Origin of the sequence: Streptomyces sp. NBC_00435, assembly GCF_036014235.1 — a bacterium.
Lineage (GTDB): Bacteria > Actinomycetota > Actinomycetes > Streptomycetales > Streptomycetaceae > Streptomyces.
Map to the genome: position 1 here is coordinate 563,991 of NZ_CP107924.1, position 22,899 is coordinate 586,889.

Sequence of the window (22,899 nt, forward strand, 5' to 3'; positions counted from 1 at the left end):
TCCTCACACGGCCTTGTCCGCGCGGGCCTCCAGGCGCCGCACCACGAAGCTCAGGGGCACGGTCACCAGGAGGTAGCACAGGCCCGCGACCAGGATGGGGGTGGAGTTGGCGGTCTGGCTGGCGAGGTCCCGCCCGAACTTCGTCAGCTCGCGCTCCTGCAGCGTGACACCGAGGAACAGCACGAGCGAGGAGTCCTTGAAGAGCAGGACCAGTTCGTTGGTGAGGGGTGGGATGACAATGCGGAAGGCCTGTGGGATGACGACCGAGACCATGGCGCGGGCGTGCGAGAAGCCCAGCGAGCGGGCCGCTTCCATCTGCCCCTTGGGTACCGCCTGGATGCCGGCCCGAATCGTTTCCGCCATATAGGCGGCGGCCACCAGTCCCAGACCGAGCGCGACCTTGCCGTAGGTGCCGCCCGGGATCTCCGTACCGGGGAACGCCAGGGGCACGGCCACGCCCACGAAGATGAAGATCAGCAGGGCCGGAAGGCCCCGGAACAGTTCGATGTAGACGCCGGCGACCCACCGGTACGGGGCCACCGAGGACAGCCGCATCATGGCGATGACCAGGCCGAGGACCAGGCCGAGGAGGAACCCGGAGGTCGTGTAGATCACCGTGTTGCGCAGTGCCGTGGTGATGATCTCCGGGAAGAGCCGCAGCGCCAGGTCCTTCTGGGCGAACTGGTTCTGCAGCCTCCCCCAGTCGGCGTAGAAGACGATCAGCACCAGCACGACGGCGAAGAGTGCGTACTGGATGCCCTGCGAGACCCGGCGGCGCTGGCGCCGGGTCAGCCGGGAGGTCACGGGGCGGCCTGGGGCAGCGGGCCGATCCACTGCTCGTAGAGCTTCTTGTAGGTGCCGTCGGCCTTGGCGTCGGTGATGGCCTTGTCGATCGCGGCCAGCAGGGCGGTGTTGCCCTTCTTCACCGAGAAGCCGTACTGCTCGCCGGTCTGGATGTTCTGTCCGAGGGTGAACTCGGCGGCGTTCTTGGGGTCCTTGAGCCAGCCCTGGACCACCGGGTAGTCGATGACGACCGCGTCCACCTGGCCGGTGCGCAGTCCGTTGAGGACCGCGTCCGAGCTCTCGAAGGCGACGGGGTCGAAGCCCTGTGCCTTGGCATAGCTCTCGCCGGTGGTCTCGGCCTGCGCGCCCAGCTTCTTCGACTTCGCCTTGAGGTCGGCGAGCGAGGTGATGCCGCTCTTCCTGGTGGCGAGCAGCGCCTGGGTGGCGTCGAAGTAGGGGACGGAGAAGTCCACGTTCTTCTTGCGCTCGTCGGTGATCGTCATGCCGGCGGCCGCGAGGTCGCACTCACCGGAGTTCAGGAAGGCGCCGGTCTTGAAGTTCTCGAAGGGGGTGTCGAGGACCTTCTGCTCGACCTTGAGGCGGCTGGCCACCAGGTCGACCAGGGCCACGTCGAAACCGACGACCTTGCCGTCCTTCTCGAACTGGAACGGCGGATAGGGCAGGTGGGTGCAGGTCGTCAGCTTGCCCTTCTCCACGACGGGCACTCCGCCGGCCGCCTCACCCGGGCCGTCGCCGCCGGAGGAACAGCCCGCGACGAGGAAGGCGCCCGCCGCCGCGGCACCGACGCGGATTCGGAGACTGCTGCTGCGGGGGCGGTTTCCTCTGGCCGTCCGGAACACGGTTGACCTCCACGAGTGCGGGTCGAGCGGCGATCACGGGACGGGACCGACCGCGGCGATCGTAAGCCACGGACGGCGCCCGTCGAGGGATCTTCAGCGATGCGTCCGGGGGCGCCGGGGCGGACCCGCGTGGATCCGGCCATGATCGTTCGGCCGCCCGGCGGTACCGGCCCGCCGGCCAAGGTGTCGGCTCCGCCGGGCCGGGCCAGGGAGGGTGCCCACGACCCCGCCCCGGCGTCAGGCCCCCGTCGCCGGCGCCGTCAGGGGATCCAGTTCGCGGCGCCGTCGGCTGATGGAGTCGGGGTCCCAGCCCGGACGGGGCACGGATGCCAGCAGCAGTCGCGTGTAGGGGTGGTGGGGGTCGGTGAGGAGTTCGGAGACCGGGCGGTGTTCCAACGTGCGGCCCCGGTACATGACGAGCGCCTCGTCGCAGACGTAGCGGACCACGGCCAGGTCGTGGCTGACGAAGACCAGGCCGATGCCGGTGTCGCGGCGGATGTCGGAGAGCAGGTTGAGCACCTGGGCCTGCACGGACACGTCCAGGGCGGAGACCGCCTCGTCGAGCACCAGGACGGCGGGTTCGACGGCCAGCGCCCGGGCGATCGCGGCGCGCTGGCGCTGGCCGCCGGACAGTCGGCGGGGCAGGGCGCCCGCCTCACGGTCGCCGAGCCCGACCTGGGCCAGCAGCTCGCGTACCCGTACGGCCCGGGCCGTACGGTCGGACATGCCGTGCAGGCGGAGCACCCCGTCGACCGTCGCGCCGATGCTGATCCGGGCGTCCAGGGACAGGTAGGGGTCCTGGAAGACGATCTGGACCGCCTTGGCGCGGGCGAGCCGGGCCGGCCTCCCCCGTACGGAGGCGGCCAACGGCTTGCCCTGGACCAGGATCTCGCCCGCGTCGGGCCGTTCCAGGCCGATCAGCATCCGGGCCGTGGTGGTCTTCCCCGAACCGGACTCGCCGACGATCCCGAGCGCCCCGCCCGCCCGTAGGGAGAACGACAGGTCATCGACGGCGACGACCTCCGTCCCGCCGGTCCGGTAGGTCTTTCGCAGGCCGGTCACCCTGAGGAGTTCCTGTGCGGTGTCGGTGCCCGGTGCGTGGTCCGTGCCCGGTCCGGGGTCCGTGCTCGGTGCGGCGTCGGTGCCCGGTCCGGGGTCGGTGCTCGGCTCGGTGGTCAACTGTCCTCCTTGCGGGTGAGTTCGGCGACGCGGTGGCAGGCGACCTCCGCCGGACCGTGTCGCTCGAGTTCCGGCGGGGTCCGATCGCAGCGGCCGGGTTCGGCGAACCGGCAGCGGGGTGCGAAGGCGCACCCGGGCTGGGACTCCAGCAGCCCCATCGGGGCGCCGGGGATGGGGGTGAGGCGGGCGAGGGGGCCTGCGAGCGGCGGGGAGGAGCCGAGCAGCCCCGCGGTGTAGGGGTGCCGGGGGGAGTCGAAGAGTTCCGCCACGGGCGCCGTCTCGACGATGCGACCCGCGTACATGACGTAGATCCGGTCGCTGACGGAGGCGGCGAGCTCGATGTCGTGGGTGATGAGGAGCAGTCCGAGGCCGCGTTCGCGTTGCAGCCGGCCCAGGACGGCCAGGATCTCGGCCTGGGTGCTCACGTCGAGGGCGGTGGTCGGTTCGTCGCAGAGCAGCAGCCGGGGTTCGGCCGTGAGGGCCGCGGCGATCACGACGCGCTGGAGCATGCCGCCGGAGAGCTCGTGCGGGAACTGGTTCAGGTGACGGACGGGATCGGGCAGGCCGACCGCGTCGAGCAGTTCGGCCGCCCGCACGTCGGCCCGTGCCCTGGACCATCCGTGGACCAGGCGCAGCGGTTCGGTGAGGAAGTCCCCTACGCGGCGCACCGGGTTGATGGCGGCCCGGGGGTCCTGGTAGATCATCGCCGCCTTGTTCGTGCGGACTTCGCGCAGGCTCGCGGGGCCGGCGCCGACCAGATCGGTGCCGTCCACGCTGACCCGGCCGCCGATCTCGGCGCCGTGCGGGAAGAGGCCGAGGGCGGCGCGGGCGGTGACGGACTTCCCCGACCCGGATTCGCCGACGAGGGCGACCACTTCCCCGGCGGCCACGGTGAGGCCGACCCCGTCGAGGACCGGGCGGGCCATCGCGGGGAGGGTCACGCGCAGGTCTTCGTAGGCGAGCAGTGTCATCAGGAGTCCCTCCCCGCGAGGCGGTCGCCGAGGTCTTCCCCGACGACGTTGAAGGCGACGACGACCAGGACGACCGCCACAGCCGGCGCGATCGCCGACAGCGGCTGACCCTGCAGGACGGCGGCCTGCCCCTGGTTGATCATGGCGCCCCAGTCGGGGGTGGGCGGCTGCACGCCGAGCCCGAGGAAGGAGAGGGCGGCGAGGTCGAGCAGCGCGTAGCCGAAGTTCACCGTCGACTGGGCGAGCAGCGTCGGCGCGATGTTGGGCAGCAGCCGCCGGACGGTGACATGGAGGGCCGAGTGGCCCTGCACCCGGTAGGCGGCGATGTAGGGCCGGGACTTCTCCTGTACGGCCAGGCCCCGGACTAGGCGCGCCGTGTACGGCATGTAGGCGATGGCCATGGCGAGCACGGGCGCCGTCATCCCCTTGCCGAACAGGGCCACCGCGAGGATCGCGAGGAGCAGCGCGGGGAAGGCGAACAGGACGTCGAGCACCCGGCCGGCGGCGGTGTCGATCCATCCGCCGCGCCAGGCGGTGAACAGGCCGACGGCGACACCGAGGAGGGTGGAGAACAGGACGACGGCGAGCGGTCCGGCCAGGCTGGTCCGGGTGCCGACGAGGAGCGCCGAGAGGGTGTCGTGGCCGCCCTGGTCGGTGCCCAGCCAGTGGGCGGGGCCCGGCCCCAGGAGGGTGTCTCCGAGGTGGCCGAAAGTCGGGTCCTGCGGGGCGATCCAGGGGCCGAGCAGCGCGACCAGGACGAAGACGACGAGCAGGAGCAGGCAGGTCCGCTGGAGCCGGCTGCCGCCGAGGCGCCGCAGCCGGGCGAGCGGGTCGCGCCGGATGCGCGGGGTGCGGGTCTTGGTGCCCAGGTCGGGAAGGGTGCTCATCGGGCGCTCCCGGCCGCCGCCATGCGCGGATCGATCAGTGGGTGGACGAGGTCGACGAGGGCGTTGACGACGACGAACGCGGCCACCACCAGCAGCACGACGGCCTGGACGACCTGGAAGTCCAGCTGGTCCACGCACTGCACGAGCAGGGAGCCGATGCCGGACATCCCGAAGGCGGTCTCCACGATCGCGGTGCTGACCAGCATTCCGGAGACCAGGAGCGCGGAGACGGTGACGATCGGTCCGAGCGCGTTGCGCAGGACGTGGCGCCGGATGACGGTGCGGCGCGGTGTGCCCCGGCTCAGGGCGACCTCCACGTGCTCGCGGCGCAGCTCGTCGAGCATGGCCGAGCGGGTCACGCGGGTCACCAGGGCGGTGAAGGTCACGGACAGGGCCGCCGCCGGCAGGATCACGTGGTGCAGCCGGTCCAGCACCCCGGCGCCGTTGCCGATGGTCGGGAACCAGCCCAGTTGTACCCCGAACACCGATCTCAGCAGGAGGGCGGCGACGAAGGCGGGCGCGGCCGCGCCCACCGTCACGAGGAGCATCAGGGAACGGTCGGTGCGGCTGCCCCGGCGCAGCGCGCCGATGATGCCGGAGCCGATGCCGAACACCGCGATCATCAGACCGGACACGCCGATCAGGAGCATGGACGAGGGCAGGCGCGACCAGATGACCGAGGAGACGTCCTGGTGGAAGAGGTAGGAGCGGCCGAAGTCGCCGTGCAGGACGCCTTCGAGCCAGTTCCAGTAGCGGACCAGGAACGGCTCGTCGAAGCCGTACTGGCGGCGGATCTCGGCGAGCTGCTCGGGGCTGGGGCTGCGCCCCTTGGTGAGGAAGCTGGCCGGGTCCCCGGGCGCCAGGAACAGGGAGGAGAAGACGAGGAAGGAGGTGACGAGCAGGGTCGCCGCCATGCCGGCCAGCCGGCGCAGCACCCGTGCGGCCCGGGTGAGGGCGGCCGTCATCCCTTGGCCCCGATCTCGGCCGCCCACGGGTAGTAGAGGTAGGCGATGGAGGGCTGGACGCCGGTGATCCGCTTGCCGAGGAAGACGCTGACGGGCTGGGTGTACAGGGGCAGCCAGGGCAGTTCGCGCGTGGCGATCTTCTGCGCCTCGGCGTTGGCGGCCGCGTGTTCGGCGGGGTCGTAGGCTCCGACGGCCCGGTCGACGGCCGCGTCGAAGTCCGGGTCGGACCAGTTGCCGTAGTTGCTGAACGCGCCGGTCTCCAGCGAGGCGAACATGTCCAGCGGGTCGGTGATGGAGGTGTACCAGAAGGTGAGGAACAGGTCGATGCCCTCGCGGGCCGCCGGGTCGGTGAAGAGGGTCGTGTACTTCTCGGCGGAGACGGAGTCGATCTGCGGCTTCAGGCCGATGGCCGTGGCGGCCTGGGCGACGGCCTGGGTGATGATCGTCGTCTGGGAGTCCAGGGGGCTGGTCGCGATCACGATCTTCTGGCCGTCGACCCCGGCCTGGGCGGCGAGCGCCTTGGCCCTGGTCGGGTCGTACGGGTACTTCGGCAGGTCCTTCAGGAGTGCCTCGCGGGTGGCGGGCGGCGCGTCTGCCCAGAGGGTGTCGGTGGTGAGCGAGTCGGAGACCTCGCCGACCCCGCCCGCCCCGGCCTTGACGATGCCCTTGCGGTCGATGGCCATGAGCAGGGCCTGGCGGACGCGGGGGTCGCCGAGGGGGCCCTTGAGGTTGCTGACCACCTCGTCGGCGACGGTGGTGTTGCGGCCGAAGTAGAGCTTTCCGGCCCCGGTGGAGCCGAGTTGGGCGTAGGCGTTCGGCGGGACCATCCAGCCGCCGTCCACCTCGCCGCTCTGGAAGGCGTTGACGCGGGTGGTGGCGTCGGCGAGGAAGACGAACTTCACCTGGCCGGACTTGGCCTTCAGTTCCTGGTTCCAGTAGCCGTCGAACCGCTTGAGCGTGAGCGACTGGCCGGAGGTCCAGGACCCGAAGGAGAAGGGGCCGGTGCAGTTCACGCCGGTCTGCGGATTGCCGTAGTCCTTGCCTGACTTGGCGAGGGTGGCGGCGGACTCCACGGTGCCGGGGCTGGCGGCCAGGTACTTGTTGAAGGTGGAGTCCGGCTCGGTCAGGGTGACGGTGACTTCCATCGGTCCGGTCCTGTCGATGGACTTCACGTTCTTGTACTGGTTGGCCCAGACGCTGGCCGTCCCGGGGTCGAGGTTGCGGCGGAGCGAGGCGACGACGTCGTCGGCGGTGAGCGCCGTCCCGTCGTGGAACTTCACGCCGGGACGGATCTGGTAGACCCAGGTGGTGGGCGTGGGGTTGGTGTACGAGGCCGCCAGGTTCGGCGAGGTCGTCAGGTCGGGGTTCCAGCGCAGCAGGCTCTCGCAGACGTTGGCGAGGATCTGGTTGGGCGGAAAATCGAACGAGTAGGCGTAGTCGATGGTGGTCGGCTCGGCGTAGAGGGACCAGGTGAAGGAGTCCACGCCGCCGACGGCCGCGGGCGTCCTGTCCGTGAGCTTGTAGGCGGCGGCCTGGTCCTTGGCCGGCTGTGCGGTGCCGCTGCACGCGCTCGTGACGAGCACGGCGGCCGCGGCGAGGGCGGCCGCCACGGTGTGACGGATGCGGGAGCGGCTGCGGCTTCGGCTGCCGCGGAGCAGCGGGGATCCCGATCGGGCTGATGACATCGTCTGACTCCCTGAGGGATGAGCTCGGTGGGGTGGGTGACGCCCGGCCGGTGGCGGCCCGGCCGGTGGGACCTCAGTCGGTGGCGGCGAAGACCAGTTCGCCGTCGATGTACGTGCGGAGCACGCGGGTGTCGGCGATCTCCATCGGGGGGTGGGCGAAGGGATCCCGGTCGAGGACGACGAGGTCCGCGTACTTGCCCTCCTGGACGGTTCCGGTGACCCCGTCGAGGTGGTTCACCCACGCGCTGCCGGCGGTGTAGGCGGTGAGGGCCTGGGAGAGGGTCAGGGCCTGCTCGGGGAAGAAGGGGGCCATCGGTTCGAACGTCCCGGGCGAGTTGGGGGCCTCGTCGGGTACGGACCGGTTGACGGCGACGTGGATGCCCCACAGCGGGTTGGGGCTGCTGACCGACCAGTCGCTGCCCGCCACGAGGCGGGCCCCGGCGCGCTGGAGGTCCCCGAACGGGTACTGCAACCGGGCCCGTTCCGGTCCGAGGAAGGGGATCGTGAGCTCGTCCATCTGCGGTTCGTGGGCGGCCCACAGCGCCTGGATGTTGGCGGCGGCGTCCAGGTCCGCGAAGCGCCCGATGTCGTCGGGGTGGACGACCTGGAGGTGGGCGAGGTGGTGGCGGTTGTCGTTGGCGCCGTTGGCCGCGCGGGCCTCGGCGAGGGCGTCCAGCACCTCGCGCACGGCCCGGTCCCCCAGTGCGTGGAAGTGGATCTGGAAGCCCGAGCGGTCGAGCCGGGACACCGCGTCGGTGAGCACCTGGGGATCGATGAAGCTGAGCCCGGAGTTGCCGGTGGCGCAGCCGCAGCCGTCGAGGTAGGGCTCCAGCATGCCGGCCGTGAAGTTCTCGGCGATGCCGTCCTGCATGATCTTCACGCTGGTGGCGTTGAAGCGGCCCACCTGCCCGTTGCCGCGGCGCTCCTCCAGCTCGGGTATCTGCTCCAGGCCGCGCTCGCGGTCCCACCACAGGGCGCCGACGACGCGGGCGCGCAGGGAGCCCTCGCTGGCGGCGCGCAGGTAGACGCCGTAGTTGTCGGGGTTGCCGGGGAAGGCGCCGATCATGGCGTCCTGCCAGCTGGTCACTCCGAGGGAGAGCAGGTGCTCCTGTGCGGCGAGCAGGCCGGCGAGGGCCTCGTCGGGAGTCGCGATGGGCACGTGGTCCGCCACGAGCTCCACGGCTCCCTCCTGGAGGGTGCCGGCGGGGGTTCCGTCGCTCTCGCGCTCGATGCGGCCGTCGGCCGGGTCGGGGGTGGTGCTGTCCACGCCGGCGACCTGGAGCGCGCGGGTGTTGACCCAGGCTCCGTGGCCGTCCCGGTTGGTGAGCAGGACGGGCCGGTCCGGGACCACCGCGTCGAGCATGGCGCGGGTCGGTGTGCCCCCGGGGAAGACGTCCATCGACCAGCCGCCGCCGCGGATCCAGGGCGCGTCCGGGTGCGCCTTGGCGAACGCGGCGACCACCGCGAGGTAGCCGTCGATGGTGCGCTCGTCGCTCAGGTCGCAGCCGAGCATCTGTACGCCGGCCACCACGGGGTGGACGTGGGCGTCCTGGAATCCGGGGATCAGCAGCCCGCCCGCGAGGTCGACGACCTCGGTGCCGGCGTCCGCGAGGGAGCGCACGGTGGCCTCGTCGGCGACGGCGAGGATCCGGCCGCCCCCGACGGCGACGGCCGCGTCGACCGGCGTGGGAGAGGTTCCGGTGAAGACCCGCCCTCCTACGAAGACGGTGTCGGCCCGCTGCTTGACCGGCTGCCTGGTGTTGCCCATCGACGCATCCTCCGGCTCGGCGGGTCAGACCCGCACGGCTTGTTCGTTGAGGAGGAGTGAACGGGAGCGCAACAATGTTGTCAACGGTGTTGCGCTGCGTCTGTTCCAAATCGATACACTGGCTCCACCATGCCGAAGTCATCCGACACACCCGCCCGGACCAAGCGCGCGGGCAGCCAGCTCACACCCGACGCGATCATCGAAGCGAGCCTGCGCATCGCGGCTCGCGGCAGCGAGGACGCCTTCACCGTCCGACGTCTCGGCGAGGAGCTCGGCGCCGACCCGACGGCGATCTACCGGCACTTCCGCGACAAGGACGAGCTGCTGCTGTCCGTCGCCGACCGCACCCTCGGCGAGGTGCTCGACCGCATCCCCGAGGGGCTCGACTGGAAGGACCGACTGCGGGCACTCGCCGACGGCTCCCTCGAAGTCGCACTCAGGTACCCGGTGGTGGGCTCGACCATGGCCAGCCGGACCACCCGCAGGCCCAACGAGTTCCGCGTCGTCGAGCTGATCCTCGGCGCGGTGACGGAGGCCGGCCTCGAAGGGGCCGAAGCGGCCGTCCACTACCGGATGGTCGGCGACTCCCTCCTCGCCTACGTCGGCCAGCGCGCCGCCTACCTCCTGTTCGACCCGGACGTCCGGGCCGCCGACGAGTCCTCCTGGAACCGCGAGTACCGCCTGGTCGACCCCGGGGGATTTCCCCACATCACCAGACTGAGCGGCCAGTTGGCCGAGGTGACGGACGAGCAGATCTTCGAGGCCAGGGTCGAGGCCCTGATCACCGCCATCGAGACGCGGGTCCGGACCCTGCGCGGAGCGTAGCCCTCACCCCCGACCGCACGCCCTGCCGTACCCCCGCTCGCACAAAGTGGCGCAACACCGTTGACAACGGCGTTGCGCCACCGGTTCACTCCCCCTCAGCCCGAGTCCATGCCGTCTCCGCAGGATTTCGAGAAGAGGGATCTCATGCACCACGTGCACCAGTCGGCCAATCGCGCCGGCATCCCCGACCCGCTCCGCCTCGCCTTCTCCGTACACGCCGAAGCCCGCCGCCGGGGCATGCCCGTGGCCGAGGTCGTCGGCGAACAGACCCGGCGCACCGAGAACACCCGCCGCACGCGCGCCCGCCGCGCCGGGGGACCGGACTCCACCGCCCCCTCCCCCGCGCCGAGCCGCCGCCGGGTGCTCGGCGCGGCGGGCGCGCTGGCCGCCGCCGCGGCGCTGCCCGGCGGCCTGCTCCTCCCGCGCGGCGCGGCGGCCGCCACCGGTCCCGCCGCCCCGCGCATCGTGATCGTCGGCGCGGGACTGGCGGGACTGCGCTGCGCGCACCGCCTGTGGAACCGGGCCTCCCCGGTCGCCACCACCGTCTACGAAGCGGACACCACGCACATCGGGGGCCGCTGCTGGTCCCTGCGCGGCTTCTTCTCCGGCGGCGCCGTCCACGAGCACGGCGGTTCCTTCATCAGCTCCACCGACACCGCGGTCCTCGGCCTGGCCCGCGACCTGGGCCTGCGGCGGGAGCTCGCGAACGGCGGCGCACTGAACGCCGGGGACTACGCCGCCTGGATCAACGGCGGCTCCTACCCAGGGCTCCAGCAGCAGGACGACTGGATCGCCTCCGCCTACGACGCGTTCAGCGCCTCCTACGCAGCCGCCGGCACGGCGCGGTACGACAGCTGGACCCCGGAGGCGTACCGGCTGGACCACCTCTCCTGCCTCGACTACCTCGAGGAGACGGGACTGTCCCCCGATTCCCGGCTCGGCCAGCTGATCCGGTCCCTCCAGCTCCAGTCGGGCGGCGAGCCCGCCGAGGCCTCGGCGCTCGGGATGATCGGCTTCCTCGGCGCCTCCTCCGCCTTCGGGGGTGGCGGCTTCGACGAGAAGTACCACCTGACCGGCGGCAACGACCAGCTGGTCAGCGGGATGGCGGCGCAGCTGCCGGCCGGGACGGTACGGCAGGGCCACCGGCTCGTCGCACTGCGCCGCGCCGGCAACGGCTCGTACACCTGCACCTTCGACCACGGCGGCAGCACCGTCTCGGTGTCCGCCGACCACGTGGTGCTGGCCCTGCCCTTCAGCACGCTGCGCGACGTCGACCTCTCCGGGGCCGGTCTGTCCGCCCGCAAGCTGACCGCCGTCCGGGAGCAGGGCATGGGGCAGAACGCGAAGCTGGTCACCGAGCTCTCGGCCAAGACCTGGCCGCGGCTCGGGTACAACGGCATCAGCAACACCGGCCCGCTCGGGTACCAGACGGCCTGGGACGGCTCGGTCGCCCTGGGCCCGACCAGCTCGCCGGCGCTCCTGGTGAACTTCCCCGGCGGGAACGCCGCCCGCGACACCCTCACCGGAGCCGCGCACGGCCCCGCGCCCGCCGGGGACGTCGACCGGTTCCTCTCGCAGGTCGAGCACGTGTACCCGGGCACCAGTGCCGCGTACACCGGGAAGGCGTACGAGGACCATTGGTCGCGGGCGCCTTGGCAGCGCGGTGCGTACCACTACTACAAGGTCGGCCAGTACACCTCGATCGCCGGCTGCGAGGGCCTCCAGGAAGGCCGGATCCACTTCGCGGGCGAGCACACGGACGTGGAGAACTCCACCCTGAACGCGGCGGTCGCCTCCGGCGAACGCGTCGCGGGTGAGATCGTCCGCCAGATCTGATCCCGGCCCGATCGCGCCGTCCGCTCACCTCGGCGGGGTCAGCCGCTCCCACAGGAAGGTGTGGACGAGCGCCTCGTTGAAGGCGGTCTGCCCGTGGTCGGTGGCGCCCGCGTGGCCGCCGCCGAGGTGTTCGTGGAAGAGGACCGGATGCCCGTGCTCCCGCAGGCGGGCGGCCATCTTGCGGGCGTGGCCGGGGTGGACGCGGTCGTCGCGGGTCGAGGTCAGCAGGAGCAGCGGCGGGTACGGGGGCCCGTCCGCCCGGACCTGGTGGTACGGGGAGATCCGCTCCAGGTGGGGCCGGTCGGCCGGGTCGTCGGGATCCCCGTACTCGGCGATCCAGCTGGCTCCGGCGAGCAGCTTGTGGAAGCGCAGCATGTCCAGCAGCGGCACGTGGGCGACTACCGCGCCGAACAGTCCGGGCTCGCGGGTGAGCATCGCACCCATGAGCAGCCCGCCGTTGCTGCCCCCCTCGATGCCGAGCTGCGCCGGGGTGGTGACCTCGCGGGCGACGAGGTCCCGGGCGACGGCCGCGAAGTCCTCGTAGGCCCGTACCCGGTTCGCCCCGAGGGCCGCCTTGTGCCAGCCGGGCCCGTACTCGTGTCCGCCCCGGATGCCCGCGACCACGTAGGTCCCGCCGCGCGCGAGCCAGGCCCGGCCGGTGACGGCGCTGTAGCCCGGGACCATGGAGACCTCGAAGCCGCCGTACCCGTAGAGCAGGGTGGGCCCGGGGCCGGTGCGCTCCTCGGGGCCGACGACGAAGTACGGCACCCTCGTGCCGTCGGCGGAGGCCGCGAAGTACTGGCGGACCGTGAGGCCCTCGGTGTCGAAGAGGGCCGGGCCCTGCTTGACGCTCTCGTCGGCGCCCGCCGGCGCCGTGCCCCGGTAGAGGGTGGACGGCTGGAGGAAGCCCGCGACGTTCAGGAAGAACTCGTCGCCCACGTCCGGGTCGGTGCCGGTGACGGAGGCCGTGGACAGCGGCGGTACCCCGGCCAGCGGCGCACGGCTCCAGCCGTCGGGGCCGGCCCCGGGGGTCAGGATCTGCAGCCGGGAGGAGACGTCGGCGCTGGTGGTGAGGATCAGGTGGTGGCGGGTCCAGCTCCAGCCGGCCAGCGAGGTGTGCTCGTCCGGGGCGAACAGCACCGCCGCCTCGCGCCCGCCCGCCCGGAAGGCCTCGAAGTCGAAGGCGAGCAGACTGCCCGCCGCGTGGCCGAGCCAGGGCGACTTCGGGGCGACGATCAGCCACTCGCGGTGGACGGAGGCACTGGCGTCGTCCGGTACCTCGATCTTCGTGGGCGCGGCGTCGCTCCCGTCGGCGGGGAGGAGGAGCAGCTCCTGCTTCCAGAAGTCGATCTGCCGGTGGACGAAGTCCCGTTCGAAACCGGGGGTGTCGTCGTGCCATCCGGAGGCGGAAAGGTCCGAGGGCCGGCCCTCGTAGACCGTTTCCGCCGTCTCCAGGGGCGTGCCCCGCCGCCAGCGGCGCACCTGGAGGGGGTAGCCGGACCCGGACATCGAGCCGGGGCCGAAGTCCGTCCCGATCCAGACCCGGTCCCGGTCGATCCAGCCGATCCGGGTCTTGGCCTCCGCGACCTCGAACCCGCCCTCGACGAACTCCAGCGTCTCCAGGTCGAACTCGCGCACCACGCAGGCGTCCGCGCCGTCCCTCGACAGCATGACCAGGGCATGGCGGTGGTCGGGGGCCAGAACGGCGCTGCCCGCCCAGGCCCACTTCTCCCCCTCGGCCGCCGCGAGCGCGTCCAGGTCGAGGACCGGCTCCCATGCGGGGCGCTCCTTGCGGTACTCCTCCAGCGTGGTGCGCCGCCACAGGCCGCGCACGTGGTCGGCGTCCTGCCAGAAGTTGTAGAGGTGGCGGCCGCGCCGGCGCGCGTAGGGGATCCTGCCGTCGTCGTCGAGGACCTCGCGGATCCCCGACTCCAGCACCTTGAAGCCGGGGTCCGCGGTCAGCGCGGACACCGTCTCGTCGTTGCGCTCACGCACCCAGCCCAGGGCGGCCTCGCCGGTCACGTCTTCCAGCCAGAGGTAGGGGTCTTCTTCGCTCATCCGCCGATTGTGCAGGATCGGCGGACGGCCGCGAATCACCCGCCGGGGACGGAAAACCCTTTGTCCCGGACCGTCCGGACGCGGACGATGGCCTCTCGTGAGCACATCCCGTCCGGCCTCCGTACTCCCCGACCTCGCCCCGTGGCGGTCCAGCCGCGACTTCCGGCTGCTGTTCTACCAGGGGACGGTCACCTACTTCGGCTCGTTCATGGCGATGATCGCGCTGCCGCTGCAGATCAAGCACCTCACGGACTCTCCGCTCGCGGTCGGTGCGATGGGCGCGGTGGAACTGCTCCCGCTGGTGGTCTTCGGCCTGTACGGGGGCGCCCTCGCCGACGCCGTCGACCGGCGCCGGATGATCCTGCTGACCGAGGCCGGGCTCGGGCTGCTCGCCGTGGTCCTGCTGGTGAACTCTGCGCTGCCCCGTCCGCAGCTGTGGCCGCTGTACGTGGTCGCGGCCGGTGTCTCGGCGCTGACCGGGCTCCAGCGGCCGGCCCTGGACTCGCTGATGGCCCGGATCGTGCCGCACGACCAGCTGACCGCGGCCGCCGCGCTCAACGGACTGCGCTACCAGTTCGGTGCGATCGCGGGCCCGGCCCTGGCCGGGCTGGTCGTCGCGTACGCCGGTTACGGCGCGGCGTACTCGCTCACCGTCGCGGGTTTCCTCATCTCCGTGCTGCTCTGCCTGCGCCTGAGTCCGGCACCGCCCGCGCGGGGCGCCGAGCGTCCGTCGCTGCGCGGGATCGCCGAGGGCGCGCGGTACGCGTGGAGTCGGCCCGTGCTGCTCGGCACGTACGCCGTGGACCTGGCGGCGATGCTCTTCGCGTTCCCCAATGCCCTCTTCCCCTTCCTCGCGGACGAGCTCGACGCCGTGTGGGCGCTGGGTCTGATGTACGCGGCGGGCGCGGTGGGATCGATGCTGCTGGGGCTGACCAGCGGCTGGGTCTCGCGGGTACGCCGGCACGGGCTGCTGGTGGTGTGCGGGGCGGCGGTGTGGGGTCTGGCGGTGGCGGCCGCCGGCTGGTCCGCGGACATCTGGCTCGTGCTGCTCTGCCTCGCGGCCGCCGGCGCGGGCGACATGCTGAGCGGGCTGGCCCGCGCCACCATCTGGAACCAGACGATCCCCGAGGAACTGCGGGGCCGGCTCGCGGGCATCGAGGTGCTCTCGTACAGCGTCGGCCCGCAGCTCGGCCAAGTCCGGGCGGGCACGATGGCCGGCTGGACCGGTACCCGTACGGCCTTCTGGAGCGGAGGCCTGCTCTGCGTGGCCTCGGTGGCCGCACTGGCGGCCCTGCTGCCGAAGCTGCTGTCCTACGACGCGGACACGGACGAGGACGCGCTGCGCCGCCGGGCCGAGAAGGCGGCGCAGCCGAGCGGGGCGGCGGCCTGACCGGGACGGGCAGCGCGGAGCCGGCCGTCGGGGTGGGCGGGGCGGGGCCGGTCAGGTGTCGCCGGGGCGTCGGCCGGTGAGCGCGGCCGTGGCGGTCAGGGCCAGCAGCAGACCGCCGGCCGCCGCGGCCAGCGCCGGGCCCGGGCCCCACAGGGTCCAGCCCGCCCCGAACAGCAGGGAACCCGCGAAGCGCGCGAGGGCCTGCGCGGTCTGGAGCACCGCGAGTCCGGTGGTCCGCAGCCCGGCGGGCAGCAGGGGTCCGGCCGCGGCCATCAGCACGCCGTCGGTGGCCGCGTAGAACAGGCCGAGCAGCGCGAGGACCCCCAGGACCCGCTCCACCCCGGGGAAGAACGCCGGACCGGACGGAAGCGGGACCAGGAGCAGCAGGCAGGCGCCGAACAGCAGCAGGTGTCCGCCGAGGAAGACCCGGTGGCGTCCCAGCCGGTCGGCGAGCCTGCCGACCGGCACGGCGGCGAGGAGGAACACGGCCGCGGTGCCGACGGGCAGCAGCGGGAACCAGGCGGCCGACAGGTCCAGGCGCCGCTGGAGCAGGAGGTAGAGGAAGGAGTCGCCGACGGTGAACAGGCCGAGTACGGCGGCGGTCAGGCAGAGCCGCCGCAGGCCCGGAATCCTCAGGAGGGTCCGGACCACGGGCGGCCCGGCTACCGCCGCGGGGGCCCGGTTCGGAGCCGGGGCCGGGGCCGGGTCGGCGGTCTCTCGTACGAACAGGGCCAGTACCACCACCCCCAGCACCGCGAAGCAGCAGCTCACGGTGAAGACGGCCGGGTAGCCGTCCACCGCCGCCCACAGCACCCCGAACGCCGCCAGTGGCCCCAGCAGCGCCCCGGTGGTGTCCATCGCGCGGTGCACGCCGAAGGCCCGGCCCTGCTCCCCCGGCGGGCAGGACAGTGAGATCAGCGCGTCGCGCGGTGCGGTGCGCAGTCCCTTGCCGGTCCGGTCGGCGGCGAGAACCACCGCCACGGACCAGGGGGCGGTGACCGCCAGGAGGGCCGCCTTGCACGCGGCGGAGAGCGCGTATCCGGTGCCGGCGACGAGCTTGCGGCGGTGGGTACGGTCCGAGACCCGTCCGCCCACGAGGCGCAGCAGCGCGGTGGCGCCCTGGCCCAACCCGTCCAGGGCGCCGAAGGCGAGCGGGGACATCCCGAGTCCGGCCACCAGGTACAGGGGCAGGACGGCGGTGACCATCTCCGCGGAGACGTCCGTGAACAGGCTGACCAGGCCGAGCGCGAACACCGTGCCGGGGACGGCCCGCACGGGGCCCTTCGGGGCGGCGGGGGATGCGGGGTCCGCAGTGATGTCCGCCGCACGGCTGGTCGACAGGTACACGGGTGCCTCTCTCAGAACCAGTTGAGGGTGAGGGGGAAGGTGGTGGTCGCGGTGGTGTTGGTGGTGTCGGTGGCGGTGGCGGTGATCTGGATGGTTCCGGTGGCCCAGGGTTTGCCGGTGATGCGTCCGGTGTTGGTGTCGAGGGTCAGGCCCCAGGGGAGTCCGGTGGCGGTGTAGCGGACGGGGGGCTTCGCGCCGGTGGTGGTGAGCTGGATGGTGCAGCTCTGGTTGAACTTGCAGCTCTGGGGGCCGGGGTTGACCAGCTTCAGCTCACCTGGAGTCTGGGTGGGTGTCGGCGTGGGTGTGGGTGTCGGGGTGGGAGTCGGCGTGGGGGTCGGCGTGGGGGTCGGGGTCGGGGTGGGATCCGTGGAGCCGCCGAACACCTCGCTGATCGGCTGGACGTTGGCCGCGTTCCCCGCGTGTGTCGCCGTACCGAACAGGTCCTCGAAGGTGCGCAGCAGGTGGTGGTGGTTGAAGGCCGTGGCGTAGGTGCCCGTCTTGACCTTCGCCCCGTAGAAGACGGTGGCGATCTGGTTCGAGCCGAGGTAGTTGTCCTCGTCCCAGGTCAGCACCAGGAGACTGTTGTTGGCCTTGGCCCACTGGGCGTAGGCGTCGAGGTTGTTCCGCGTCCAGGTGTCACCCGTGGCGACCGAGCAGGAGTGCATGTCGTTGCACTGGTTGGGCACCACGAACGACAGGTTCGCCAGCGCGGCGAAATTGCCCTGCGGGAACTGGGCCCAGGTCTTCCCGGTGTTCAGCGGCACGTTCTTGAAGGCGAACCACGGGTTGTGCTTCTGCGCGTACTGGCCGTTGGTGCAGGCCGTGGAACCCTCGGCGGGCAGGTCCTCGTTGTACGTGGCGAAGGTCTTCCCGGCCGCGATCAGTTCCTGGCCGAGGTTGGCCGCCGTCATCGACTGCGGGGTGTAGCAACTGTCCCCGGTAATGCCTTGGGTGCCGCCGGAGAAGAGGTTGAAGTAGTTCGGCTGGCTGGGGTGGGTGAGCGCCTTCATCCCGGTCAGGCTCGCGCCGCCGCCCGCGAGCTGGTTGACGTACGGGGCGTTGGCGCTGCCGATGACCTCGCCGTACTGCTTGTTCTCGTACACGACGACGACCACGTGGTCGTACGCCGGCAGTGCGGCCGCGTTCGCGAGGGCGGTGGAACCACCCACTGCGGCCTCGGAGTTGGCGATGGTGAAGGCGCCCAGTAGACCGAGTGCGCCGAGTCCGGCGAAGAGTGCGGACCGGTGGACCCGGTGTCTCGCCTTCGCCGTCGGCCTGGTTGTCGAGGGACGGACGGGCATGGCTGGTTCCTCCTCGTTGGTGGGTGGTGTCATTCCTCGCGCCGTGCCGCACCGGCCACGGCGATGTTCAGGAACCGGGGTACGGGGCGCCCCCGGTCGCGGAAGTCCTCAGCGACCGCCGCCCGCACCGCCGTCAGTCGCGGACCGGGCAGCAGCATCAGCACGCTGCGCCCCGGGTCCCGCCCGGGCGGCCACGCGCTCAGGGCCCCGGCCCGGCGGGCGCACGCCACGGCCCGGACCAGATCCGCGGCCACGGCCCGGGCCAGGTCCGCGGCCCCGCCCTCGGCCCCGCTGCCCGGGCGCACGGCCAGCAGCACCAGGCGGTCCCCCGAGTCGGCCGGGTCGAAGACGACGTACCGCTGCCGGTGACGCCGGGGCTCCCCGGGGCGCGGGGCGCGGCCCAGCAGGAGGGCCCGGCCGGGCCGGGCGAACAGTGCCCCCCGGCGCAGCGCGTCGTCACCGTCCGGCAGCGCACCGGCCATCAGCCGGGCCAGGGTGGCGCGGTCCGGGTCCTCGCCGGCCGGTGTGTGTACGTCGGCCACCGCCAGCGCCACCGCGCAGTCGGCGGCCTCCTCCGTGGCCAGCCCGGCGGCCGCCGTGAGGGAGCCCTGGACGTGCAGGTCGGTGCCGCCGCGGCCGTACCCGGCCCGGGCCAGCGCGCGCAGCAGGGCGTAGGGCCGGACGGCCCAGGCCGGGGCGGCGGGCGGCGGCCCGGACAGGGTCAGTGGGAGATCACAGCTGTCCGCGGGGTGGCCGAGCGAGCTGAGCCGGACCAGCCCGTCGGTGCGCGGAGCCGCGGCGGCGGCGACCGGCCAGCCCGCCGCCGCGACGAGCCCCGGGGAGCCCAACCGGAAGGTGTACGGGGCGCTCCAGACGGCCGTCGGGGGCCGGCCGTGCGCGGATTCCAGGGCGTAGGCGACGAGCCGGAAGAGCGGGTCGGCCGTGGCCCGGCGGGCGAGGTCGCCTCCGGCGGGGACGCCGGGCGCCGCGGGGACAGCGGGGACGGCGCGCCCCTCGGGGACAGCCGGGGCCGGGGGCCCCGTGCCCGTCACGCCTGGTCCTTGCGGGCCAGGATCCGGTAGGCGTTGCCGCCGTCCGTGCGCCGGACCACGGCCGTGCGGATCCCGTCGAGCACCGCCGCGGCGGCGAAGCACGGCAGCGCCGCCGCCCGTACGGCATGGGCGAGGGCGCGCCGTCCCTGCGTGGCCGGGTCGGCCCACGGCCGGTCCGGGTCCGGGGCCAGCCGTGTCGCGGTCAGCGCCACCGCGCCGAAGAAGTCGTTGCCCTGGTGGGCCCGTCCGTGCTCCTCGGCGAGCACGGTGAACCCCCGGTCCGCCAGCGCCGCGCGCAGGTTCGCGGCCGGGATCAGGTGCTGGTGCTGCGGCTGGAACCAGGGCAGCCAGGCCGGGCCGAGCAGCCCCGCCATCCGCGATCGCGGATCGGGGAGCTCGATGGTCAGGTACCCGCCGGAAGCGAGGACCGCGGCCGCCGCGTCCAGTTCCGCGAACGGGTCCCGGGTGTGCTCCAGGTAGTGGTACATGCTGACCACCTCGTACTGGCCCGCCAGTTTCACCGCGAACTCCGGGAACTGGCCCTGGTGCCCCGTCTCCACCCAGCCGCGCCGCTCCGCCTCGCGGACGCCCTCGCCCATGTCCAGGCCGTCGAACCGGGTATCCGGCCAGACGGCGCGTGCCGCGTTGCAGAAGTGGCCGTGCCCGGTACCGACGTCGAGCCAGGACGCCGGCCCGGTATGGGGGCGGAGCATCTCGGCGCGGCCGCGGTAGGCGGCTCCGAGCCGCCCGAACACCGTGGCCGCACCCTCGCCGCCGCGGCCGTCGTAGAAGTCGCGGTAGTAGAACTCCAGCCCTTCCGGGGAGAGTCGGGGGTTCTGGAAGACGTGCCCGCAGTCCCCGCAGCGTTCCAGGGTGAACCGGCCCGGCTTGCCCTGGAGCAGATCGGGCACCCGCACCCGGACGGACAGCTGCCGGGATCCGCACCAGGGGCAGTCCGGGCGGCGCGGTTCGAAGAACCGGTCGGTGCCCGCGGCCAGGTCCGCGCGGTAGGCCGCGGCCCGTGCGGCCCCGTCCCTGGTGGCCGAATCCCCCGCCGCGTCCCGGAGGTTCGCGGCCCCGGCGCCGCCGGCGTCCGGGGTGCCGCGGGTGCGGGCCGTCGCGGCGGCCGTACGCAGGGCGGCCCGCAGGGAGCGCACCGGCCGGGCGGCCGTGGCCGCGGCCAGATCGCCGGGGTGCAGCGGTGTGCCGGGCAGGCGGAGGGCGAGGTACGGCTGGATCCAGTACAGCCCGGCCGCGGCGGCCCCCCACCGGCCCTGGCGTACGACGGCACCCGCCAGCAGCGCCAGCCCGGCGAGTTGCGCCACTGCCAGTGCGCCTGGCGGCAGCCCCTGGGCCCGGAGTTCACCGGCCCGCGTCGCGCCATCCGCTTCGGCCGCCGGTCCACAGCTCAGGGCCGGTGCGATGACCAGTCCCGTGGCATCGGAGGCGTACTCCTTCAACCGGCGGGTCAGCGCCAGGAGTTCCGCGGGGGTGGGGCACAGCCCGGCCGGGTCCACCCCGGCCCGCGCGAGCACCGACTCGGAGACGAGCACCGCGAAGCCCGCCCCGCGCCCCTCCCCGAGCCGGTCCTGCCGGTAGCCGGCCGGATCCACCAGCCGTAGCAGGCCCAGCGCCCGCTCGGCGGGCAGATCGCCCGGCAGCAGGTCCAGTACCCGCAGGCCCTCCCGGTCGGCGTGCGCGCAGGCGGCGAGGAAGGTGGCGGCGTCGGGCTCGACCCCGCGCGCGGTGAGCAGCCGCCACCCCGCGGCCCGCGGCACCCCGGCGGCTCCCGGACCGGCCATGGGCGCGGTCACGGGCAGTACCGGGATCGCCCGCAGCCGGCGGGCGGCGCGCACGGTCCCGGCGCCGAGCGCGGCCAGCAGCAGTACGGAGATCCACCGGCCCCGGGACGCAGCGGAAGAGCCGGGGGGAAGCGGGGAGCGGGACGGAAGGAGGGGACGGAGCGGGGAAGGGGTCACAGGAGTTTCTCCAACCTGTCGGCCGCGGCGGCGGCGCCGCCCGCCGCGGCGAATGAGGCCTGGATCCGCCGGGCACCCCGGCGGTGGACGGGGTCGTCCAGCACGGCAGTCAGCGCGTCGCGCAGTTCCTCGGCCCGGGTCCTGCCGAACCGCACCCGCACCCCGGCCCCGGCTCCGACGACCTGGCCCGCGACGATCGGCTGGTCGTCACGGATCGGCGCGACCACCAGCGGCAGCCCGTGTGCGAGGGCCTCGCAGACGGTGTTGTGGCCGCCGTGGCAGACCACCGCGTCCAGATGGCCGAGCAGCTCCAGCTGCGGCACGCTGTCGCGCAGCAGTACGTTCCGGGGGACCGCCCCGACCAGCGAGGCCGGGGCAACCATCACCAACTGGGCTTCGTCTGCGAGTCGTTCGGCAGCCCCCAGCACTGCGCGGTAGAACCGGCCGCCGGCCTCCTGGTTGAGGGTGCCCAGCGAGACGAGCACCCGGCGCCGCTCCGGATCCAGCCGCTCCCAGGGGAATCCGGGCGCGGGCGGGCGGGCTCCGAAGGCCGGGCCGACAAAGGCGTAGTGCGGCGGGAAGTCCTCCTCACCGCCCACGAGTTCACGGCTGGAGAACACCAGCACCAGCCGGTCCGAGAAGAGCGGGTCCCAGTCGGGTCCGCCCGCGTCCCCGCCGGCACCGCAGTCCGCGAGCAGTCGCCCGATCTGCGCGGCCACCCACTCCCCGACCTTCGGGAAGTCCGCGAAGGGACGGGTGAGTTCGGCCGAGGTGCTCGCGGAGGTGACCCACGGCACCCCGAGCTCGCGTGCGACCACGGGACCGGCCAGCGCCTGCTGGTCGGCGACCAGCACGTCCGGTCCGAAGGCGTGGACCGCTCGCGTGACGCCCGGCACCATCGACCTGGCCAGCGGCACCAGGGCCTCCTCCCACAGGAACCGCAGCGCCCCGACACCGCGCAGATCGCGCCAGCGGGCGTGCAGGGCCGCGTACCCGCCGCCCTCCTCCTCTCCGGCGGGCAGGATCCGGGCGTGTTCGGGCAGCAACCGGGAGAGCGCCCCGGGCGGGCCGGTCCAGGCGACCTCGTGGCCCCGGCCGGCCAGTTCGCACCCGACGGCCACCGTCGGATTGACGTGGCCCGCCAGCGGCGGCACGGTGAAGAGCACCTTCACGGGACCAGCACCCCCGTCCGCGGCCGCGCCGCCGCCGCGGCGGTCGCGTCGAGGTGGCCGAGTACGGCCGCCCGCAGGGCTCCGCTGTTCTCCTTCAGCACGTCGTGCCCCAGGCCCGGCAGGATCTCGACGGCGGTGACGTGCGGGGCGTGACGGGCCAGCTCCCGGGCGCCCGGAACCAGTTCGGAGTGTTCCCCGCAGACGATGAGGACCGGGCAGCGCAGGCCGGCGTAGTCGGCGGGGGTGAAGGTGCGGCTCGTCGCGATGTCCTCGATCAGAGTGGTGCGGTTGAGCAGTTCGTCGGCGGTCGCGGTGAGGCCGGCCGCCTTGCGCAGGCGCAGGGTGAGCAGTTCGGAGGGGACCGGGCTGTCCTCCAGGCTGAGGGCGGCCGCCGAGAGGGTGTCCACCATGTTCTCCACCCAGGCCCCGCTGAGCGGGGGTTCGAGCAGGGTGAGCCCGCTGACGAGGTCGGGGCGGGCGAGGGCGGCGTGCAGGGCGAGGGTGCCGCCGTAGCTGTTGCCGACCAGGTGCACCGGGCGTTGCCCGCGGCCGAGCGCGCCGAGCAGTGCGAAGAGGTCCCGTACGGCGGTGCGGCTGTCGTAGCCCGTGGCCGGCCGTTCGGTGCGGCCGTGACCGCGGAGGTCGTACAGGACGACCTCGTGTCCGGCCCGGGCCGCGGGGACGGCCAGGGGGCAGTAGAAGGAGGACAGGTTGTCGACGACCAGTCCGTGCAGGAACACCACCACGGGGCGTTCCGGACGGTCGGGTGCGGCCGCCACCCCGGCGGCCGGGAGCTGCTGGACATGGAAGCGGACGGAACCCGCGGAGACGAAGGCCATGG

General features: G+C 73.2%; 18 protein-coding genes. 3 read left to right on the top strand and 15 right to left on the bottom strand.

Going from position 1 to position 22,899, the window contains the following annotated elements:
• Positions 1-3 precede the first annotated feature (3 nt).
• The 8 genes from OG389_RS02575 to OG389_RS02610 all read right to left on the bottom strand — a co-directional run bounded on the left by OG389_RS02575 (position 4) and on the right by OG389_RS02610 (position 9,098).
• Positions 4-834, bottom strand: a complete 831-nt coding sequence (locus OG389_RS02575) for an amino acid ABC transporter permease (protein WP_443059195.1) — start codon at positions 832-834, stop codon at positions 4-6.
• On the bottom strand, positions 801-1,595 hold the full coding sequence (locus OG389_RS02580; protein ID WP_328303468.1) for an ABC transporter substrate-binding protein: 795 nt from the start codon (positions 1,593-1,595) through the stop codon (positions 801-803). The genes OG389_RS02575 and OG389_RS02580 overlap by 34 nt, the downstream gene beginning before the upstream one ends.
• A 285-nt stretch (positions 1,596-1,880) precedes the next feature.
• Complete coding sequence (locus OG389_RS02585; RefSeq protein WP_328303470.1) at positions 1,881-2,705, bottom strand: ABC transporter ATP-binding protein; 825 nt, start codon at positions 2,703-2,705, stop codon at positions 1,881-1,883.
• 113 nt (positions 2,706-2,818) lie between these two features.
• Entirely contained in the window at positions 2,819-3,793 is a 975-nt protein-coding gene (locus OG389_RS02590; protein WP_328296800.1) for an ABC transporter ATP-binding protein, read from the bottom strand.
• Complete coding sequence (locus tag OG389_RS02595; protein WP_328296801.1) at positions 3,793-4,680, bottom strand: ABC transporter permease; 888 nt, start codon at positions 4,678-4,680, stop codon at positions 3,793-3,795. The genes OG389_RS02590 and OG389_RS02595 overlap by 1 nt, the downstream gene beginning before the upstream one ends.
• Positions 4,677-5,645 (bottom strand): ABC transporter permease, encoded by a 969-nt coding sequence (locus tag OG389_RS02600; protein WP_328296802.1) that lies wholly within the window; start codon positions 5,643-5,645, stop codon positions 4,677-4,679. Before OG389_RS02600 ends, OG389_RS02595 begins: the two co-directional genes overlap by 4 nt.
• Positions 5,642-7,330 carry an ABC transporter substrate-binding protein gene (locus OG389_RS02605; RefSeq protein ID WP_328296803.1) on the bottom strand — a complete coding sequence of 563 codons (1,689 nt, stop codon included), beginning with the start codon at positions 7,328-7,330 and terminating at the stop codon, positions 5,642-5,644. The genes OG389_RS02600 and OG389_RS02605 overlap by 4 nt, the downstream gene beginning before the upstream one ends.
• Before the next feature lie 73 nt (positions 7,331-7,403).
• Positions 7,404-9,098, bottom strand: a complete 1,695-nt coding sequence (locus OG389_RS02610) for an amidohydrolase (RefSeq protein ID WP_328296804.1) — start codon at positions 9,096-9,098, stop codon at positions 7,404-7,406.
• A gap of 129 nt (positions 9,099-9,227) precedes the next feature.
• Between OG389_RS02610 and OG389_RS02615 the strand changes: the two genes are divergently transcribed.
• A complete protein-coding gene (locus OG389_RS02615; RefSeq protein WP_328296805.1) occupies positions 9,228-9,923 on the top strand; it encodes a TetR/AcrR family transcriptional regulator in 696 nt (231 codons plus the stop codon).
• 144 nt (positions 9,924-10,067) lie between these two features.
• Positions 10,068-11,759 (top strand): flavin monoamine oxidase family protein, encoded by a 1,692-nt coding sequence (locus OG389_RS02620; protein WP_328296806.1) that lies wholly within the window; start codon positions 10,068-10,070, stop codon positions 11,757-11,759.
• A 24-nt stretch (positions 11,760-11,783) separates the two neighbouring features.
• On the opposite strand, the gene OG389_RS02625 is transcribed toward OG389_RS02620, so the two are convergent.
• Positions 11,784-13,817: a prolyl oligopeptidase family serine peptidase gene (locus tag OG389_RS02625; protein WP_328296807.1), complete on the bottom strand. Its 2,034-nt coding sequence runs from the start codon at positions 13,815-13,817 to the stop codon at positions 11,784-11,786.
• A 97-nt stretch (positions 13,818-13,914) separates the two neighbouring features.
• Between OG389_RS02625 and OG389_RS02630 the strand changes: the two genes are divergently transcribed.
• Positions 13,915-15,207: an MFS transporter gene (locus tag OG389_RS02630; protein WP_328296808.1), complete on the top strand. Its 1,293-nt coding sequence runs from the start codon at positions 13,915-13,917 to the stop codon at positions 15,205-15,207.
• Between the two features lie 51 nt (positions 15,208-15,258).
• Here the strand turns inward: OG389_RS02630 and OG389_RS02635 are convergent, their stop codons facing one another.
• Genes OG389_RS02635 through OG389_RS02660 form a run of 6 tightly spaced genes read right to left on the bottom strand, consistent with a single transcriptional unit; the run spans position 15,259 to position 22,897 of the window.
• Entirely contained in the window at positions 15,259-16,554 is a 1,296-nt protein-coding gene (locus OG389_RS02635; protein WP_328296809.1) for an MFS transporter, read from the bottom strand.
• Between the two features lie 11 nt (positions 16,555-16,565).
• Entirely contained in the window at positions 16,566-17,855 is a 1,290-nt protein-coding gene (locus tag OG389_RS02640) for an alkaline phosphatase family protein (RefSeq protein ID WP_328296810.1), read from the bottom strand.
• Between the two features lie 29 nt (positions 17,856-17,884).
• Positions 17,885-18,907 carry a galactokinase gene (locus OG389_RS02645; RefSeq protein ID WP_328296811.1) on the bottom strand — a complete coding sequence of 341 codons (1,023 nt, stop codon included), beginning with the start codon at positions 18,905-18,907 and terminating at the stop codon, positions 17,885-17,887.
• A complete protein-coding gene (locus tag OG389_RS02650; RefSeq protein ID WP_328296812.1) occupies positions 18,904-20,886 on the bottom strand; it encodes a class I SAM-dependent methyltransferase in 1,983 nt (660 codons plus the stop codon). Before OG389_RS02650 ends, OG389_RS02645 begins: the two co-directional genes overlap by 4 nt.
• Positions 20,883-22,058, bottom strand: coding sequence for a glycosyltransferase (locus OG389_RS02655; RefSeq protein WP_443059196.1), 1,176 nt, complete (start codon positions 22,056-22,058; stop codon positions 20,883-20,885). Before OG389_RS02655 ends, OG389_RS02650 begins: the two co-directional genes overlap by 4 nt.
• Positions 22,055-22,897: an alpha/beta fold hydrolase gene (locus tag OG389_RS02660; RefSeq protein WP_328296813.1), complete on the bottom strand. Its 843-nt coding sequence runs from the start codon at positions 22,895-22,897 to the stop codon at positions 22,055-22,057. Before OG389_RS02660 ends, OG389_RS02655 begins: the two co-directional genes overlap by 4 nt.
• Positions 22,898-22,899 lie beyond the last annotated feature (2 nt).

Coding starts and splice junctions, on each gene's coding strand:
- OG389_RS02590 (WP_328296800.1), bottom strand. CDS start 3,793: ATGACACTGCTCGCCTACGAAGACCTGCGCGTGACCCTCCCCGCGATG.
- OG389_RS02595 (WP_328296801.1), bottom strand. CDS start 4,680: ATGAGCACCCTTCCCGACCTGGGCACCAAGACCCGCACCCCGCGCATC.
- OG389_RS02600 (WP_328296802.1), bottom strand. CDS start 5,645: ATGACGGCCGCCCTCACCCGGGCCGCACGGGTGCTGCGCCGGCTGGCC.
- OG389_RS02605 (WP_328296803.1), bottom strand. CDS start 7,330: ATGTCATCAGCCCGATCGGGATCCCCGCTGCTCCGCGGCAGCCGAAGC.
- OG389_RS02610 (WP_328296804.1), bottom strand. CDS start 9,098: ATGGGCAACACCAGGCAGCCGGTCAAGCAGCGGGCCGACACCGTCTTC.
- OG389_RS02615 (WP_328296805.1), top strand. CDS start 9,228: ATGCCGAAGTCATCCGACACACCCGCCCGGACCAAGCGCGCGGGCAGC.
- OG389_RS02620 (WP_328296806.1), top strand. CDS start 10,068: ATGCACCACGTGCACCAGTCGGCCAATCGCGCCGGCATCCCCGACCCG.
- OG389_RS02625 (WP_328296807.1), bottom strand. CDS start 13,817: ATGAGCGAAGAAGACCCCTACCTCTGGCTGGAAGACGTGACCGGCGAG.
- OG389_RS02640 (WP_328296810.1), bottom strand. CDS start 17,855: ATGCCCGTCCGTCCCTCGACAACCAGGCCGACGGCGAAGGCGAGACAC.
- OG389_RS02660 (WP_328296813.1), bottom strand. CDS start 22,897: ATGGCCTTCGTCTCCGCGGGTTCCGTCCGCTTCCATGTCCAGCAGCTC.